The 15,501-nt window shown below is 50.0% G+C and carries 20 protein-coding genes; 12 read left to right on the top strand and 8 right to left on the bottom strand.

The window, feature by feature from the left end; translation table 11 throughout:
• The first annotated feature begins 7 nt into the window (after nucleotides 1-7).
• The 4 genes from AC286M_RS06800 (at nucleotide 8) to AC286M_RS06785 (ending at nucleotide 3,321) form a co-directional block, all read left to right on the top strand.
• Nucleotides 8-859, top strand: coding sequence for a DNA-formamidopyrimidine glycosylase (locus AC286M_RS06800; protein WP_488203651.1), 852 nt, complete (start codon nucleotides 8-10; stop codon nucleotides 857-859).
• Nucleotides 860-1,021: 162 nt separating this feature from the next.
• A complete protein-coding gene (locus AC286M_RS06795; RefSeq protein WP_488203650.1) occupies nucleotides 1,022-1,240 on the top strand; it encodes an NAD(P)H-quinone oxidoreductase subunit O in 219 nt (72 codons plus the stop codon).
• A 132-nt stretch (nucleotides 1,241-1,372) separates the two neighbouring features.
• Nucleotides 1,373-2,338, top strand: coding sequence for a malate dehydrogenase (mdh, locus tag AC286M_RS06790; protein WP_488203649.1), 966 nt, complete (start codon nucleotides 1,373-1,375; stop codon nucleotides 2,336-2,338).
• 791 nt (nucleotides 2,339-3,129) lie between these two features.
• Entirely contained in the window at nucleotides 3,130-3,321 is a 192-nt protein-coding gene (locus tag AC286M_RS06785; RefSeq protein WP_488203648.1) for a hypothetical protein, read from the top strand.
• A gap of 121 nt (nucleotides 3,322-3,442) precedes the next feature.
• Here AC286M_RS06785 and AC286M_RS06780 read toward each other — a convergent pair whose 3' ends face one another.
• The 3 genes from AC286M_RS06780 to AC286M_RS06770 all read right to left on the bottom strand — a co-directional run bounded on the left by AC286M_RS06780 (nucleotide 3,443) and on the right by AC286M_RS06770 (nucleotide 5,557).
• The gene (locus tag AC286M_RS06780; RefSeq protein ID WP_488203647.1) at nucleotides 3,443-4,252 is read right to left on the bottom strand and encodes a DUF3598 family protein; all 810 of its coding nucleotides are present in this window, start codon (nucleotides 4,250-4,252) and stop codon (nucleotides 3,443-3,445) included.
• Between the two features lie 308 nt (nucleotides 4,253-4,560).
• Nucleotides 4,561-4,947 carry a protein-methionine-sulfoxide reductase catalytic subunit MsrP gene (gene msrP / locus AC286M_RS06775; protein WP_488203646.1) on the bottom strand — a complete coding sequence of 129 codons (387 nt, stop codon included), beginning with the start codon at nucleotides 4,945-4,947 and terminating at the stop codon, nucleotides 4,561-4,563.
• Nucleotides 4,898-5,557: a molybdopterin-dependent oxidoreductase gene (locus tag AC286M_RS06770; protein ID WP_488203645.1), complete on the bottom strand. Its 660-nt coding sequence runs from the start codon at nucleotides 5,555-5,557 to the stop codon at nucleotides 4,898-4,900. Before AC286M_RS06770 ends, msrP begins: the two co-directional genes overlap by 50 nt.
• Before the next feature lie 195 nt (nucleotides 5,558-5,752).
• Between AC286M_RS06770 and AC286M_RS06765 the strand changes: the two genes are divergently transcribed.
• The 3 genes from AC286M_RS06765 (at nucleotide 5,753) to AC286M_RS06755 (ending at nucleotide 7,322) form a co-directional block, all read left to right on the top strand.
• Complete coding sequence (locus AC286M_RS06765; protein WP_488203644.1) at nucleotides 5,753-6,127, top strand: nuclear transport factor 2 family protein; 375 nt, start codon at nucleotides 5,753-5,755, stop codon at nucleotides 6,125-6,127.
• A gap of 17 nt (nucleotides 6,128-6,144) precedes the next feature.
• Entirely contained in the window at nucleotides 6,145-6,648 is a 504-nt protein-coding gene (locus tag AC286M_RS06760; protein WP_488203643.1) for a DUF4112 domain-containing protein, read from the top strand.
• Between the two features lie 152 nt (nucleotides 6,649-6,800).
• On the top strand, nucleotides 6,801-7,322 hold the full coding sequence (locus tag AC286M_RS06755) for a YggT family protein (RefSeq protein ID WP_488203642.1): 522 nt from the start codon (nucleotides 6,801-6,803) through the stop codon (nucleotides 7,320-7,322).
• Nucleotides 7,323-7,398: 76 nt separating this feature from the next.
• On the opposite strand, the gene AC286M_RS06750 is transcribed toward AC286M_RS06755, so the two are convergent.
• Nucleotides 7,399-8,637 (bottom strand): LL-diaminopimelate aminotransferase, encoded by a 1,239-nt coding sequence (locus AC286M_RS06750; protein WP_488203641.1) that lies wholly within the window; start codon nucleotides 8,635-8,637, stop codon nucleotides 7,399-7,401.
• Between the two features lie 210 nt (nucleotides 8,638-8,847).
• On the opposite strand from AC286M_RS06750, the gene infC reads away from it, so the two are divergent.
• The 3 genes from infC (at nucleotide 8,848) to AC286M_RS06735 (ending at nucleotide 10,801) form a co-directional block, all read left to right on the top strand.
• A complete protein-coding gene (gene infC, locus AC286M_RS06745) occupies nucleotides 8,848-9,345 on the top strand; it encodes a translation initiation factor IF-3 (RefSeq protein WP_488208819.1) in 498 nt (165 codons plus the stop codon).
• Nucleotides 9,346-9,544: 199 nt separating this feature from the next.
• Complete coding sequence (locus AC286M_RS06740; RefSeq protein WP_488203640.1) at nucleotides 9,545-10,207, top strand: TetR/AcrR family transcriptional regulator; 663 nt, start codon at nucleotides 9,545-9,547, stop codon at nucleotides 10,205-10,207.
• A 147-nt stretch (nucleotides 10,208-10,354) separates the two neighbouring features.
• Entirely contained in the window at nucleotides 10,355-10,801 is a 447-nt protein-coding gene (locus AC286M_RS06735; RefSeq protein WP_488203639.1) for a hypothetical protein, read from the top strand.
• Between the two features lie 181 nt (nucleotides 10,802-10,982).
• On the opposite strand, the gene AC286M_RS06730 is transcribed toward AC286M_RS06735, so the two are convergent.
• The 3 genes from AC286M_RS06730 to AC286M_RS06720 are packed head-to-tail and all read right to left on the bottom strand — an operon-like array spanning nucleotide 10,983 to nucleotide 12,979.
• Nucleotides 10,983-11,642: a cofactor assembly of complex C subunit B gene (locus AC286M_RS06730; RefSeq protein ID WP_488203638.1), complete on the bottom strand. Its 660-nt coding sequence runs from the start codon at nucleotides 11,640-11,642 to the stop codon at nucleotides 10,983-10,985.
• A gap of 4 nt (nucleotides 11,643-11,646) precedes the next feature.
• The gene (locus AC286M_RS06725; RefSeq protein WP_488203637.1) at nucleotides 11,647-12,624 is read right to left on the bottom strand and encodes a ChaN family lipoprotein; all 978 of its coding nucleotides are present in this window, start codon (nucleotides 12,622-12,624) and stop codon (nucleotides 11,647-11,649) included.
• Nucleotides 12,608-12,979: a cupin domain-containing protein gene (locus AC286M_RS06720; protein ID WP_488203636.1), complete on the bottom strand. Its 372-nt coding sequence runs from the start codon at nucleotides 12,977-12,979 to the stop codon at nucleotides 12,608-12,610. The genes AC286M_RS06725 and AC286M_RS06720 overlap by 17 nt, the downstream gene beginning before the upstream one ends.
• Nucleotides 12,980-13,167: 188 nt before the next feature.
• Between AC286M_RS06720 and AC286M_RS06715 the strand changes: the two genes are divergently transcribed.
• The gene (locus tag AC286M_RS06715; protein ID WP_488203635.1) at nucleotides 13,168-13,521 is read left to right on the top strand and encodes a DUF8822 family protein; all 354 of its coding nucleotides are present in this window, start codon (nucleotides 13,168-13,170) and stop codon (nucleotides 13,519-13,521) included.
• Nucleotides 13,522-13,734: 213 nt separating this feature from the next.
• Here the strand turns inward: AC286M_RS06715 and rpsN are convergent, their stop codons facing one another.
• Entirely contained in the window at nucleotides 13,735-14,037 is a 303-nt protein-coding gene (rpsN, locus tag AC286M_RS06710) for a 30S ribosomal protein S14 (protein WP_488203634.1), read from the bottom strand.
• Nucleotides 14,038-14,275: 238 nt separating this feature from the next.
• On the opposite strand from rpsN, the gene AC286M_RS06705 reads away from it, so the two are divergent.
• Nucleotides 14,276-15,109 (top strand): ABC transporter permease, encoded by an 834-nt coding sequence (locus AC286M_RS06705; protein ID WP_488203633.1) that lies wholly within the window; start codon nucleotides 14,276-14,278, stop codon nucleotides 15,107-15,109.
• The last annotated feature ends 392 nt before the right edge of the window (nucleotides 15,110-15,501 follow it).

Raw genomic sequence — 15,501 nt, 5'->3', positions numbered from 1 at the left:
TATCATTGTGCCTGAACTGCCCGAAGTCGAAACCGTCCGGCGCGGCTTAGAAGCTGTCACTCTTGATCAATCAATTAGCGAGGGCGAGGTGCTGCTGGATCGCACCGTTGCCTATCCTGCCGTGCCGACCGAATTTGTGAATGGAGTAGTCGGTACAGCGATCAGCGGTTGGCATCGGCGCGGAAAATACCTATTAGCTCAGCTCCAGCGGCAGGGGCAAACGGCTGGCTGGCTGGGTATTCATCTGCGGATGACCGGACAGCTACTTTGGTTAGATCCCGATGAACCCGTGCAGAAACACTGCCGCGTTCGCCTTTTTTTCGACTCACAGCGAGAACTCCGCTTTGTCGATCAGCGCACGTTTGGTCGCATGTGGTGGGTGCCGCCCGGACAAGCGCCCGAAAGCGTGATTACTGGACTGCAAAAGCTGGGAGCTGAACCGCTATCTGATGAGTTTTCTCTGGACTATTTCAGCCGCGTACTCAAAAATCGCCGCCGCCCGATTAAGAATGCCCTGCTCGAACAATCGTTAATTGCTGGCATTGGCAATATCTATGCCGACGAAGCGCTATTCATGAGCCACATTCATCCTCTGACGCTGGCGAGTGAGTTGCAGTCCGCTCAGCTTGAAAAACTGCACGCCGCGATCATCGAAGTGCTAGAAACCAGCATTGGTGAGGGTGGCACGACGTTTAGCGACTTCCGCGATATTCAAGGCGTAAACGGCAACTACGGCGGCCTCGCTTGGGTCTACGGTCGCGATCGCACTCCCTGCCGCGTCTGTGGTACCACCATTGAGCGCATTAAGCTAGCGGGACGTTCGGCCCATTTTTGTCCTCAGTGTCAACGTCAAAATTAACCCCAAAGGGGCATTTTGCTGCTGCGATGCGGCAGCAAAATGCCCCTTTGGATTAAATGCCTATGCGGATATTCAGCAATCCAGCGCAGGAGTCGTAAAGGTTTGTGTTAAAGCAGCTTACAATGCTGAAAGAACCAATAAGAAATCACACAAACGAGGCTTATGGCGGTTAAAAAAGGAAGTATGGTACGCGTGATTCGCGAGCAGTTAGAAGGCAGCGTAGAAGCTAAAGCCAGCGATAACCGATTTCCTCCTTATCTGTTTGAAACTCCTGGTGAAATCCTCGACACCCGTGATGACTATGCGCTGGTGAAGTTTGGGATTACGCCAACCCCCAACATCTGGCTAAGACTTGACCAGCTTGAGGAGTTCAAAGACTAGGGAAATTTAGAGCTTGGATTTGAATGTTCGGCAGTGCTGCGATGCAGTACTGCTGAACATTCAAGTCTCTAGACCCAAGGCTGACTGCGATCGCGCGATAGATTCACACCAAAATCTTTCGTGGTAGCCAACATGATTTTTCCCTCCATGTCTCAATCTCGCTTCATTCCTCGTGTTTCAGTAATTGGCGCAGGGAATGTGGGTAGTACCCTGGCGCAGCGCCTTGCAGAGAAACAGCTGGCCGATGTGGTGCTGCTCGATATTATCGAAGGTCGGCCTCAGGGCATCGCCCTGGACTTAATGGAAGCCCAAGGACTAGAAGGCCACTGCCGCACGATTGTTGGCACAAACGACTATGCCGATACCGCTGATTCGGATGTGGTGGTGATTACGGCAGGACTGCCCCGTAAACCGGGCATGGATCGCGATGATTTGCTGCTGACGAATGCGCGCATCGTCACTGAAGCGACGCGAAATGCGATCGCACATTCGCCCAATGCCATTCTGATCGTCGTTACCAATCCTTTAGACGTGATGGCCTATCTGGCCTGGAAAGTGAGTGGGCTGTCAAGTAACCGAGTGATGGGAATGGCGGGTGTACTCGATTCGGCCCGCTTCCGATCATTCATCGCCTGGGAACTGAAAGTACCAGCGGCTGATGTCTCAGCGATGGTGCTGGGTGGTCATGGCGACTTGATGGTGCCCTTGGCCCACTACTCTACCGTCAGCGGCGTACCGATTACTGAATTGATGGACGCAGCGACGATTGAACGGTTGGTGGAGCGCACTCGGCACGGTGGCGGCGAAGTGGTGCAATTAATGAAGACCGGCGGCGCATTCTACGCCCCGGCCTCATCGGTGTATGTCATGCTGGAAGCAATCTTGCTTGATCAGTCTCATCTGCTGCCTGTGGCTGCTTGCTTGCAGGGAGAGTACGGGTTGAAGGATTTGTTCCTGGGCGTTCCCTGTCGTTTGGGCCGCCAGGGTGTACATAACGTGGTGGAACTCAATCTGTCAGACGCTGAGCTTGAAGCGCTACATGTCTCAGCCGCATCGGTGAAAGAGAGTATCGACAAGGTGATGGCGGGAGTCGCTTAACAAGTGAGTAGCCATCATCTAGCTATCATGCAAGCAAGATAATCAGCAGTAGAAACCCGCCAACGGATAAACCGGATTGAGTGAAAATTTGCCGAACGGTGTTGCCATTGGTGAGGGTAATTTCCTTGGAAGATTGGGGATTCATAGGGAACTCCTTGGTGTAGCGGGAATGGTTGATGATGATGACGGGTTGGGTTAGTTGAATGTTGCGATCGCGCTTCCAATCCAACCTATCTTCACGATAGACAATGCAGTGAGTTTCTACCGTGACGGATCACCGAGCGATGCGTGATTGTAAATGATGCTGGGCATGATTTAAATCACTTGATACAGATCGATACATTGGGGGAGGGGCTGTCAAGGGTTGTAGAGAGTGTAAAAAGGGAGAAAGAGTTGAGGATTGTAGAGAGAGTTGGGTTTGTAGGGAGGGTTAACTGCACTGCCGAGTTAGATAATAGTACATTTAATCCAATATGCGTCTAGCGATTGAACGAATATGCAGGCGCGATCGCAGGTTTGATAATTGCGTTGCTCTATATTTTTGAGGCATTCTGCTGCAGCGCATCATGACCTGTTGCAGACTTTTAGTCATTGTTTTGAAAATTACTGATTAAATCCTAGATTTGCATCAAATTTATGCGTTTTCCGCATGAAAATCGTCAACTTTCTTGAAAAGTGTAATATCTAATACTGTTCTCAAATTAAAATAATGCTGTTGCTTCAACCTGTATCTATGCTGATTTGTGCCGATCCGTTTTGAAGCAAATGAGTGTACCGAAAGGGTTTCCATCATGAGACATCATCAACAAACCCGTGCCGACGAGCTTGACGACAAAATTGCAACCGTTGTGTTGGTGCTTGTCGCTTCTTTTGCGATGGGGCTGGTCCCGTTGGTTTATAGTCTCAGTTCTCGCACCGCCGATGGACAGGTTTTAGTGCCCACCGAGGCAACGCTTTGGAAAGATGCCTGGGCAGAGGAATAGCAGGTGCTGCGTGGTGAGTGCCCTGTCGAAAACCGGATTATTTTTAAGGCAAATCGTACAATATCCATTTTTGCCTTAAAAATAATCCGGCTTTGCTTGTGGATCTGTTAAAGTGCGATCGCTAGCCGATTTTATGTTCTTTGACGAGAACCAGGCTGGACCAACCGCCTTGGGCATCGTAGCGGCGGATCATCCGCAGGCGACGATCGGGGGCAACGAGCCAGCCAACTTCGATTTGAAAGGGACGTCCTTTGGGCAGTTGCAGGGGACAGGTTGAGGATGCGCCATCAGGTAGGAAGAGGACTTGAGTGCCGCTTTCAAATAGAAGTCGATTGCCGTCGAGTTTGGCGGAGGTAGAGAGGCTGAAGCCCTCGCTGTGTAAGGTTTGCTGGATTTGATTGTCGTTGCGGGCCAGATGCAAGGTTGACGTGGCGACGGTGGGCGATCGCAAATCAGGATAAATTGTCGTCAGTTCCCCCTGCCAGGTACCGAGCAGTTGGTCAATTGCTAAATCGACGCGCTGGGGCTCTGGGGTGCCCTCGCGATGTTCTCGAATGAGCGTGATCTGATCAAAGGTGCCGCCGGACTCGAAGAGCTGCACAAGTCGCAATCTGCGATCGCAATCGACAAAGCCAAACTCAGCACCAAAGGTATCAAAGGGGCCAAGCTGCATGGAACCTTGGGAAAATGAGCCATCTGCAAAAATTAAGGTACTGCGGCTGAGGGAGCCATATTCCAGTACTTTTTCATACGTGACAGCTTGAGTGTGAGGGTCAAAATGCTGCACAACTTGGCGAATTTTCGTGTTGTCATCGAGTCCGTCTAATGTGACGAGAGACGGAATATCTTCATTGAGTTCTCCGTAGGGGGATAGGCGAGTAAATGAGCCACGCCAATGTCCTAGATGATGCAGTAAATATTGCCAAGTCATGAAAAAAACAGATGGTTATGAGTAATTTGACATGAATAGACTTTATTGGAAATAAAGTTTTTGGGTTTGGAAATTGTTTTGTAGCGCGGCGGAGCCGCGCTACAAAACAATTTCCGATAAGGTCTAATAAACATCCAGAGAAGTAGTTAGAGGAAATACGCACTACATACTTTTCCCGATAGTGATCTTCAGGAAATGCTGGTTTGTTGTGTGGGCATTGCTTATACAACAAACCAGCATTTCCGTTGAAAACTACCCTGTCTCCTAACTATTTCTCTGTTGGATGAGAATCTCCATGTGTAGCGATTCTACGTATAGAGATCTGCAACGTATTCGCTGTAGCCGTTGTAGAGCAACGTTGGCTGCTTCTCCCAGAGATAGGGATTGCTGCCTGAGCCGACAATTCGCTCCTCAGCCTGTGACCAGCGGGGGTGAGGCTTGTTGGGATTGACGTTGGCCTCAAAATCGTATTCGTTGGGGACTTGAGTATTCCAAAACGTGGCGGGTTGCTCCTCGATAAATTCGATTTTGACGATTGCCTTTCCGCCTTTGAAGCCATATTTCCACGGCAGCACCATGCGGATTGGCGCACCGTGCTGTTTGGGCAGTTCGCGTCCATAGATGCCCACGGCAAAAAAGGCCAGCTCATTGGCCATTTCCTCGATCCGCAACCCTTCGGTATAGGGCCAGGGCATGTAGGCGGAAGGTGGCCAAGCAGTGACCAGTGGCAATTTGGGAGTCGTAGAAAGAGGTGAAGCGAACAAATTTGGCCTGTGGTTTGGGGTCGGCGGCTTCTAATAGGGCACGCATAGGAAATCCAATCCAGGGCACGACCATTGCCCAGGCTTCAACGCAGCGAAATCGATAGATACGCTCCTCTAATTTAAACGTCCGTGTCAGATCGTCTTTGTCATAAATGCGGGGATTATTGACGAGTCCTGTGACTTCTACCTGCCAATTTTCGGTTGGTAAGTCTTGTGCCTTGCGCCAAATTTGCTTGGTGCTGCCAAACTCGTAATAGTTGTTGTAGCTGCTGGCGTAAATTTGTTCAGTGATGGGACGGCCTGGATCGGCAAAATCGGCATTTGTCGGGATAGAACGTAACGCAGGAGTCCGTAACGTCTTCTGTAACTCTGAATCCATTCCATCGGGCTGTCGCTGGCAGCCCGTTAACGGCAAGGCGGCTGCTCCAATCCCTGTACTGATCACTCCTTTCATAAAGCGACGGCGGTTTATAAAAGCCGTTTCGCTTGTGATGGGTTGTCGCTCGATTTGCCAAGGTTTTGGTACACGAATTAAGGTCATGAAAATCAGGATATATGCTCGGCAACTATAAATAAATTGTTACATTTTTCTCAGAATCGGGATCGGGCATACCTCAATTTTGCACCAAAATCGAGTATGGAGCATTTTGCTGCCGAAGACAAAAGACTGGCATCGAGGTAATCAGCCGGGATAATGGGACTGCACTCACTTGTAGATGACAAAGATGACAGATCAATGATCTCTGAACAGATTCAAACCCTAATTGAGACGGCAAAGCAGGCTTGGGAACAGAAGGATGTGGCGATGCTGATGAGCCTTTTTGCTGACGATGGGGAATTAATTGTGCCTGGAACGCGATCGCAGGGTAAACTCCAAATTCAGTCTCTATTAGAAGAGTTCGCTGCCACGAACGATCAGATTCAGATTGAGATTCACCACATTATCGTTGCTGGCAATCGCGCCATGCTGGAATGGACGTGGCGACAAACAAATAGCGAATCCGGAAAAGTCGATATCGCCGAAGATGCGATCGCAGTTGATATTCAAGACGGCAAAATCATCCGCTGGCGAGAATACATCGACGACCAAACGCCAGATGCTAAAGACTAAACCCATTGATGAACCCCATGCAGCCACCCCACTCACCCGATCCGTCTCCAGTTGAACCGAGACAGCGCTCTGGGCTTGAGCGAGTACGGGCGTTAAGCCACCTACTAGATAATGCGATCGCAGTTCCGGGTACGGATTATCGATTTGGCGTTGATCCGCTGATTGGTCTGTTGCCGGGTGGTGGTGATACGGTGACGGGACTGATTTCGGCCTACATTATTTGGGAAGCAGCACTGCTGGGAATGCCGCGCAGCGCAATGATCCGGATGGTCTGGAACGTACTGCTGGAAGTAATAGTGGGTACGATTCCCTTTGTTGGAGACTTCTTTGACTTTGCCTGGAAAGCGAATGCTCGCAATGTCCGCCTGCTGGAGAAACATCTGGCTAACCCCAGAACCAGTCGCCGAGCTGATCGAGCCTTTGCCCTCGTCTTAATTGGCCTGCTTCTGCTGATAATCGTGGCCGCTATTGGTGTTTCGGTTTGGGTGCTAAGCGCAATCGTCGGCGCAGTAGCAGACTAGGCAGACTTTACATAACGTAAGCCAAATCTAACCTAGAGTAGTTGAAGCAAATCGAATTGCTCGCTATTTTAGGCAGGGAATTATAGGTATTTTCTGCACCTATATATTTAAGTTCCGCTATTTTAGAGCTCTTAATATTTGAAGACTGATTGATGGCAAATCATCCAACTGATCGGGAAAACGACTATAACGATCCGAATTACAATCCCAATTATCAAAATCGCGCTGATCATCCGCCCAATGTTGCAGATCCTGAATACATGGATTCTGGCAACTATCATCCGGACTATCAGCGTGAACAGCAACTGCGGGCGCGAGAGCGCGAAGAGCAGCAGCTAGCGCGCGAAGAACAGCGATTAGCCGTTGCTCGTCGGCAAACGGTCGTGGATCGTGCGATCGCAATTATCTACTTTCTCGTCGGTGCGCTGGAGGTTCTGCTGCTCATTCGCTTCTTCCTGCGGCTGTTTGGTGCGAATCCAGATAATCAGTTTGCCCAAGTCATATACGACTTTTCCGCTCCCTTTGTGGCACCGTTCTCAACGCTGTTCATTAGCCCCACATTTGGTGGTGGCGCGTCAATTTTCGATGTCAACCTGCTGGTGGCGATGATTGTGTATGCCCTGCTGGGCTGGCTAGTCGGTCGCCTAATTCAGCTCATCTGGGGCATTGAATAAACTAACGAAATTGATCAAGAGTTCAAAAGGCAAGCGCGCCCAGAGCGCTTACCTTTTGGGCTCTTGATTAGAACCGTTATGACGCCTTGAACGTTTCCGTAATTCGCTTCATCGCTTCTTCCACATTGGCGCGGCTGTTGAAGGCCGAAATTCGGAAATAGCCTTCTCCGGCAGCACCGAAGCCTGATCCGGGCGTACCGACTACATGGCAAACCTGCAATAGCTTGTCAAAGAAGTCCCAGCTCGATAGGCCATTGGGCGTCTGCACCCAGATATACGGTGCATGTACACCGCCGTAGACGGTCAAACCAGCATCCGATAGCTTTTCGCGAATGATCTTGGCGTTTTCTAGGTAGAACTGGATCAGTTCTTTCGTCTGCTGTTGTCCAGCTTCAGAATAAATCGCCTCTGCCCCCCGCTGAATGATGTAAGACACACCATTGAACTTGGTAGATTGACGGCGATTCCAAAGTTTGTGTAGCTCTACATCGGAACCATCAGCCGCTTTACCCATTAAACCTTTGGGCACGACGGTATAGGCGCAGCGCGTACCCGTAAAGCCAGCATTCTTGGAGTAGGAGCGAAACTCAATCGCGCAGTCCCGTGCCCCTTCAATTTCATAAATCGAGTGGGGAATCGCGTCATCGGTAATGAACGCTTCGTAGGCCGCGTCGAACAGAATGATCGAACCGTGCGATTTAGCGTAATCGACCCACTGCTTCAGGTATTCTCTGCTGGCAACCACGCCTGTGGGGTTGTTGGGGAAGCAGAGATAGATTAGATCAACCTTTTCGCTGGGGATCGCTGCCGTAAAGCCGTTTTCAGCCGTAATCGGCAAGTACACTAATCCGTCATACTCGCCCTTGTCGTTGGCTTCGCCTGTGTGACCTGCCATCACGTTGGTATCGACGTAAACGGGATAAACCGGATCAGTGACGGCAATCTTGTTGTCTTTACCAAAAATATCGAGGATGTTACCCGTATCGCATTTAGCCCCATCCGACACAAAAATCTCAGATGCATCAATATCGCAGCCCCGCGCCTGAAAATCGTGGGCGGCAATCTTTTCGCGCAGCCACAGATAGCCTTGCTCAGGGCCATAGCCTTTGAAGGTGTCACGATTGCCCATTTCTTCTACCGCTTTGATCATGGCGGAGCGGCAGGCTGCGGGCAGTGGTTCGGTAACGTCGCCAATGCCCAGTTTGATAATCGGTGCGTCGGGGTTGGCCTCAACGAAAGCATTCACCCGTCGAGCAATTTCGGGAAACAGATATCCCGCTTTCAGTTTCAGATAGTTGTCGTTAATTCTGGTCATAGTGCGTGAAGGATCGAAACAGACGCCGTAAAACAGCTTATATCGTTTCCTGTAGCGACGAAACGAGGAATGGTGACCGGAGCATGTGATCTCGCTTAAGTCAAAATGTAAGTTTATATCTCAGGGATGGGGTTTACAGCAGGGTGTTGCGCTACCCTGTAAGCAATGAATATATTTAAAATGTTGAGCACACTTTAGGAGGACGGACTTATCGTTAAGACACCCAAAAAACAAGTCAACAATCAAATTCGATCAAAGCAAGTTCTTTTAATCGATCACGAAAACACTAATCACGGCCCAACAGACACTCGCGATGCGCTACAAATCGCAAAGACAGCAGGTTTAGACCTAGTGGTCGTCTCTGAAGGGAAGGATGTACCCGTCGCGAAAGTGATGGACTACGGTAAGCACCAATATCAGCAAAAGAAACGTCAGCGCCAAAGCACAAGTGCTCGCCCAACGATGAAAGAGGTGAAGCTGCGTCCTAATGTTGATGATAATGACTACGGCATTCGGATTCAGCGTGCTATTAAGTGGCTTGAAGGTGGCAACTTAGTTAAGTTCCAAATCCGCCTGCGGGGTCGAGAACACCAGCACCGCGATCGCGCTCAAGAGCTACTCGATCGGATCGTTCAGGATTTGCATGAAGCCGGTAAGGTGCAGTCGATTGATAAGCGCACGCTCATCGTTCAGCTTGCTCCCGCATAGGCTGATCGATAGCTGATTCAATCGAGTTCTCACCAATTTGTGGCCAGAGCTAACTTGAGTTGGCTAATTCACAATTAAACTATATTCGGAAGTGAGCATTTTGCTGCCGCATTGCGACGGTGGGATGCTCGCTTTCAAGTTTTGGCGTACGGATTTGCTAATTCAGCATCCGTTGATTGTTTGTTCAAGGTAATTAAAGTTGGCTTCATCTGCAAAGCAATCCTCCAATCATCAAACCAGCAAACATAAGTCAGGCCGAACCGTGCGAGATGCGGAATCAACGAGGGCTGACATTTTGGATGCGGCAGAGGAAGAATTTGCCAAACATGGCTTACAAGGTGCCCGCATGGATGCGATCGCAGCTAAAACGGGCGTCACCAAAGCCATGATTTACTACTATTTCAACAGCAAAGAAGACGTTTATAAGACGGTACTGAAGCGCTGTTTCCAAGACTTTGCCCGTGCCTGGGAAGAACTGGAACTGGAAACGCTGCCGCCGACTATAGCGCTAGAGCAGTTTGTCCGAAGGGCAATTGAAGTTCAGTCCAAAAGCCCCAACATTTGCCACATTTTATTTCATGAAGCGATTCAAAATCAGGGCAAATACTATCAGCAACTAGATGCCCGTCTGTTTTACGATGTGCTGACTCAAATTCTGAAGCGCGGCATGGCTGACGGTAGTTTTCGCGCCCTAGATGCCGATCACTGCGCCATTAATATTGTCGGCACCTGCGTGTTTTACTTCATTGCCTACGAAAATATTCGCCACGTTTGGGCCGGAGAACCGATGCTCAGTCCAGCTGCGATCGCAAAACACACTCAAGAAGTGGTGGACTTGGTTTTAGCGGGCGTAAAAGTTTAAACATTTCGCCTCGTTTTGTAATATTTGTATAGCTGTAGTCCGCTAGGTTAAGACACGGACATTTTTGTAGCGCGGCAGAGCCGCGCTACAAAAATGTCCCAACCAACATGGCTACAGCTACATATCATCTTCGCAGGTACTACTGCTATGGCTCCTGTTTCTAGACAAAGCCGTCGTCGGGCGCGATCGCTATATGCCGTATGGTTAGCAGGTGTAGTTCTAGGTTTTGCTGTAGTCGCTACAGTGCTGTACCTATTTTCATCGCCTGCACTGGGATGGCTGTTTGCTGGATTTGGAATGTTGTTACTAGCTGTCACGTGGGAAACGATCGGCGCTATTCTGCTGACCCTGGGGCTTGCGGTTGGCATCAACTGGACGGTTGAATCCGGATTCAGTGTCGGCCTAGAGCTGTTTACGACTAGCCTGCTGTCCGTTTTGATTGCGGGTGCTGTTGCCATGCTGGTAGCTGAAGCCCGCCGACAGATGCAAATCGCCTTCGAATCGCCTCAGCACCGCTTGATTTTACTCGGCACGTCGGGTCTAGGAGCGGGTTTAGGTTGCCTAATCGGGGTAATTATTTCAACGCTGAAGTAAATCTCGCGGGGCGCTCAAATTCCTATCCCCGCCGCAAGCGGACGGGGCATTACGGAATTTGCCCTTCGGGACGCACTCCCGCGCTACCACTAACGTGGCAAGCCACGGGGAATTAGACCCACAGAGATTAAAAACTTGCTAGATCGCTCGAAAGCTGCACGCGCAGCGCGCAGCTTTCAACTTATTTGGGCTGTACTTCATGCGAATCCAGCGTATTGCCGAGTTTATCTGCAATACCTGCAATCCAAGTTTCGTCCTTCTGAGTGTAGCTGCGGGGCGCATTGGCTCCCAGAATCAGCGCACCATTATTGCCCATCGGCTGACAAATTAGTCCCTGGGTGTTTTCGGGCAGATAATCGAACTCGACTCGTCCTGGATAAAGCTTTAAGTCCACTAAGTAAACAGGCTTTTTCTGCTGCAAAACCCGCTGCAAAATGGGGCCAGGTTTCACCTCGGCTTTGGGAGCCAGAATGCCGCGTCGCAGCAAAATTTTGCCCTGATAGTAAACTACCAGCGTGCGCGTTACGGTGTTGGTCAGCAGGAGATGAGAGGCCCAGGCCAGTTCCGTCTGAACGGATTCCGCTAAATCATCTGCCAAATCAAAACCTTCTTCACCCATCAGGTTGACCACATCGGGCGATCGCGGTTGCACCCGCTGCCACAGCAAGCCTGTCAGGATGAGTAGCGCACTCAAGATCACACCCAGCACGTCCGAGCGCGCTTGCGTATCGGTCAGGTTAGCGGTCACTAACCGATTGATCAGCAGGAGCGAACCCCCTAAAATGCCCGCCACCAGCGGCAATAAGCGAATTATGCGATTTGGATCTGACTTTGCCGCCATCGTTCTAATGCATCTCCATTTCGTCTGACATCCAGAGATAATCCGCTAAATTGGTTGGATCAGATGCCGCTAAATCTTCACTCGGACTCAGTACAACCGAGCGATGGCTCCAATCGGGAAAGAGATCGGGACGAGCATCTAGACGCCGTTCCACGCGGTTGGGAATGCCGTAGTCATAAACAATGTGTCCCTGCCCCGCCAACGTCACCACCTGATAGTCCGGATTCTGGCGCAGGAAGTTGACGATCCCCGCCGCCATCGTTTCATCCCAGAGAACTTGCGCGAGGAAGAACCGCTCAAAACTCGTACCCGCGCCATGTCCAGCGTGAAAACCTTTATAAATATCCAGCATCAACGCCCGGTAGTCGGCATCACTCAAATCAATTTCATCCACAGGCGGAATATACTGCCGCTGCTCAGCCGTTAGGCTACCCAGCCCCTTTTCTGCCACTTGCCGCGTCACCTCAGTGGGAACATTGAGCGCAATGACGGGCAGGTCGTTCGCTTGGGCATAGCGTAAAATCGGCGCATAGTATTCCCAAGGAAATCCCCAGCGCTGGTCGTATTCAGTCTGCTCGCGCAGCTCCGCTTCGCTGATCTCACCAGCCAGGTACTGATCAATCACGGGCTGAAACGGCTGCTGAAACATTTCCAGCGCGATCGCAACTTGAGGATTCCGCTGATGCAGGGCTTGGATGATTTCAAGCTGAGCAGCATGATCGGCAGCGCTATCGTGCTGTTCACCCAGATAAACGACCGTTGCGCTGGCTAGATCGTCCAAAATCTCAGCCGTATCAGACGCTGCTACTGGATTAGAATCATCAACCTGTTGCTTTTCAATCTGCTGCGGCCTAAGCGATTGATCCGCTATCTCCTGCGCACAGGCGACCGTGCTCCAGCAGAGCGTGAAGCTGAGAGAGCAAACAATCAGTGACGTGAACCGGGGCAATCTACCCAAAGAGCGTTTAGATTTCGTTGGCATAAACCGTTTCATCTTCTTTGCGCCAAGCTGGATCAACCATACATATAAAGACTAGCGGCTCTGGCCCAGAATTGCGGATAAACTGCCGCGCATTGGGCGGAATATAGACCGCATCCCCCGGTTCAACCGTCTGCACCTCGTCGTCAATGTGCATCTCGCCTGTGCCACTGAGAATGTAATACACCTCAGACGTGGTTAATGAGTGCGGCACGGAGGTTTTCCCCACTGGCACCACCGCATGGGCCAAACTATAGCGCAGTTCAATTGGCTGTTTGTCGGGATGCAAGAGTTCCCGCAGTTGGGTGCCGTCCCCGGCGATAAATTCTTCGCATTCGTGGAGCTTTCGGATTAGCATTTTGAGTTCTTTGTTCTGTGTAATCTTGAGTCTGTATATGAAAACCATGTCTATTTTTGTGAAACGTTTGCGGAGCAAACGTTTCACAAAAATAGACATGGTTTTTCAACCAGAGTGGATGGGTAGATGGGTGGGAAGGTAGACTAGAACCACTGCCGCATTGACGTTTGATTTATCATTCAGCGTTTATGACTGAACCCACTCAACCCCCCGCTCAACCGATTGATCCCGTGACGCTGCCGCCTGTGGAAGACCCGGAGCAGGAAGGCGTATGGCTTCATGCTGCTTTGCTGAAGTGGCTGAACGAGGAATTTTTGCCGGAGTCCGTGAACGACGACATTGCTAATCGGGCGACGCGCGTTTTTGTCCGTCAGCGCATGGAAGGCGAGAATGATCTAGGCTCGTTAGTCTTGGCGATTCTAACCGAAATGCAGCAGTTTGATTTTTCCCGCAGTTTTTACAGTGAGTTTGCTGTAGCCAATGCGGTCGGTGATTTGCTGTTGGACAGCTTAGGCGTCGATCGCTGCTGTGGACAGTCTTAGGTCGGGCTGAATACTTAGTTAGCTGAATCCTCAATTAAAAACCCCAGGTGCGATCGCAACTCAGCGATTCAACACCTGGGGTTTTTCAATATAGATTGAGGTTGAAAATCTAACATCATCTGAGGCTCGCGCTAAACGCTAACTCTGTGATGCAACCAGATCGACTAGGCGCTGAGCCAATCCTGACTCATCACAGCCCACCCAGATTCAGCACTACCAACTGGACTTGACCACGCCCGGCAGCAATCCTTGGTGCGCCATCTCACGAATCACGTGACGTGACAAACCAAAATCGCGGTAGTAGCCTCTGGAGCGACCCGTCATCCAGCAGCGGTTGCGTACGCGAGTGGGAGCACTGTTGCGCGGCAACTGCTGAATTTTACGATGAATGGCGACTTTCTCTTGCTGAGTATTCGCTTCGTCAAACTGCTGAAGCAGCTCTTCGCGCTTAGCAGCATACTTTTCAACTAACTTTTGGCGCTTCTTTTCGCGCTCGATCATGCTTTTCTTAGCCATGTAGTGAAGTTTGGATACCCTTCATTTAGACAGCGTTCTCTACTATAGCGAATTTGTATTCTTTGATCCAATTCAAATTTAGATTTTGGTGGTGGTATTCCGGTAATGTTTGTGAACCGCCAAATTTTGTGCCACTTGTGCCAACGCAACCGAAAATTCTGGCTTATGGCATAAACAGATTTTAAATAATGAAGTAAAGATAAAATACAGCTAGAACGTTTTGAAATCTAGGTTCCCTGTGGATACTTCTGTCAATTCCCCGCTTGCCAACGCCAACACACTACGCAAATTCCCGCTGTGGCTGGTTCTGTCCGATAGTCTGACTGTCTTTTGGGGTGATTGGTTAGACCTGAGAGCGCGTATTTGGCAAGTTGCAGCCTCTGGTTTGGTTTCACCGCTGATCTACATTTTGGCCTTTGGTTTGGGGCTGGGGAACTCGCTGGATCAGGTGGTGGAACCTGCGGCAGGCGATAGCTATTTGGAATTTATCCTACCCGGCATGGTGGCGCTGTCATCAATGGTGATTAGCTTTGGCGGCACGACCTTTTCAATTTGCGGCGATCGCCTGTTTACCAAAACCTTCGAAGAAATGCTGCTCTATCCGGTGCCTCCCCTGGCGCTGCACTTGGGTAAGATGCTGGCCGGAATCGTGCGGGGCTTAATGACGGCGGCCTCGGTAATTTTGGTGGCAATTTTATTTACAGGCCAGATCTGGAGCTTTTTGAATCCGCTGTTTTTGCTGGTTTTGGTGCTGAACTGCGCCGTATTTGCCGGACTCGGCGTGATTGTTGGCCTCAACGTCAAGTCCTTGGAAAGTGTAGGACTGTTCAACAACTTTCTGATTGTGCCTATGTCGTTTTTAGGCGCTACGTTTTTTGATCCGGCGACGCTGCCTGCTGCACTACAGGTGATTGTCTACTGCTTACCGCTCACCTATACTACAACCGGGTTACGGGCCGCTGCCTATCAGCCACTGAGCGAGTTTCCCTGGTATTCAATTCCGGTTTTGCTTTTAGTTGCGATCGCGCTTTCCTTCATCGGCGCTAGACAGTTTGCCACTCAGCAAGACTAGTTACACTAGATGTGCGAATCTTTACAGGTCAGCCAATCCGTATTGCTGTATATTTGCCCCATAAAGAAAAACTAGATTTGCTTTTTGCCAGAGTGTCAATATCAACGTCGAGTGTGGGTACTCTATACCTACAATCTTGACGCAGTTTGTTTTGAGGAACCAATTACTTTTTATGAAAGGCTGACACTGCCCGCTTTTCACAAAAAGTAATTGGTTCCTTCCTGACAGACTTAGATGTTAGAGGTAAAACTCATAGGTGGTTCTTAAACGGTAATAACTGTTCGTTGTAGTGGGTACGCCCCATAATAAACAAGTGTTAACCAAATAGCGCTACCAAAATCTAAAGACACGCCGTCACTCAATCTAGATTATCGGCATAGATGATCGGCCAG

The organism is Thainema salinarum CENA647 (assembly GCF_057732415.1).
The sequence above is the reverse complement of the archived record's forward strand: the minus strand, read 5'-3'. Positions and strand labels throughout refer to the sequence as shown.

Bases quoted from the DNA above. Each gene is read 5' to 3' on its own strand.
- AC286M_RS06795 (WP_488203650.1), top strand. From the start codon at position 1,022: ATGGCGGTTAAAAAAGGAAGTATGGTACGCGTGATTCGCGAGCAGTTA.
- mdh (WP_488203649.1), top strand. From the start codon at position 1,373: ATGATTTTTCCCTCCATGTCTCAATCTCGCTTCATTCCTCGTGTTTCA.
- AC286M_RS06785 (WP_488203648.1), top strand. From the start codon at position 3,130: ATGAGACATCATCAACAAACCCGTGCCGACGAGCTTGACGACAAAATT.
- AC286M_RS06780 (WP_488203647.1), bottom strand. From the start codon at position 4,252: ATGACTTGGCAATATTTACTGCATCATCTAGGACATTGGCGTGGCTCA.
- msrP (WP_488203646.1), bottom strand. From the start codon at position 4,947: ATGCCCTGGCCCTATACCGAAGGGTTGCGGATCGAGGAAATGGCCAAT.
- AC286M_RS06770 (WP_488203645.1), bottom strand. From the start codon at position 5,557: ATGACCTTAATTCGTGTACCAAAACCTTGGCAAATCGAGCGACAACCC.
- AC286M_RS06765 (WP_488203644.1), top strand. From the start codon at position 5,753: ATGATCTCTGAACAGATTCAAACCCTAATTGAGACGGCAAAGCAGGCT.
- AC286M_RS06760 (WP_488203643.1), top strand. From the start codon at position 6,145: ATGCAGCCACCCCACTCACCCGATCCGTCTCCAGTTGAACCGAGACAG.
- AC286M_RS06755 (WP_488203642.1), top strand. From the start codon at position 6,801: ATGGCAAATCATCCAACTGATCGGGAAAACGACTATAACGATCCGAAT.
- AC286M_RS06750 (WP_488203641.1), bottom strand. From the start codon at position 8,637: ATGACCAGAATTAACGACAACTATCTGAAACTGAAAGCGGGATATCTG.
- AC286M_RS06735 (WP_488203639.1), top strand. From the start codon at position 10,355: ATGGCTCCTGTTTCTAGACAAAGCCGTCGTCGGGCGCGATCGCTATAT.
- AC286M_RS06730 (WP_488203638.1), bottom strand. From the start codon at position 11,642: ATGGCGGCAAAGTCAGATCCAAATCGCATAATTCGCTTATTGCCGCTG.
- AC286M_RS06725 (WP_488203637.1), bottom strand. From the start codon at position 12,624: ATGCCAACGAAATCTAAACGCTCTTTGGGTAGATTGCCCCGGTTCACG.
- AC286M_RS06720 (WP_488203636.1), bottom strand. From the start codon at position 12,979: ATGCTAATCCGAAAGCTCCACGAATGCGAAGAATTTATCGCCGGGGAC.
- AC286M_RS06715 (WP_488203635.1), top strand. From the start codon at position 13,168: ATGACTGAACCCACTCAACCCCCCGCTCAACCGATTGATCCCGTGACG.
- rpsN (WP_488203634.1), bottom strand. From the start codon at position 14,037: ATGGCTAAGAAAAGCATGATCGAGCGCGAAAAGAAGCGCCAAAAGTTA.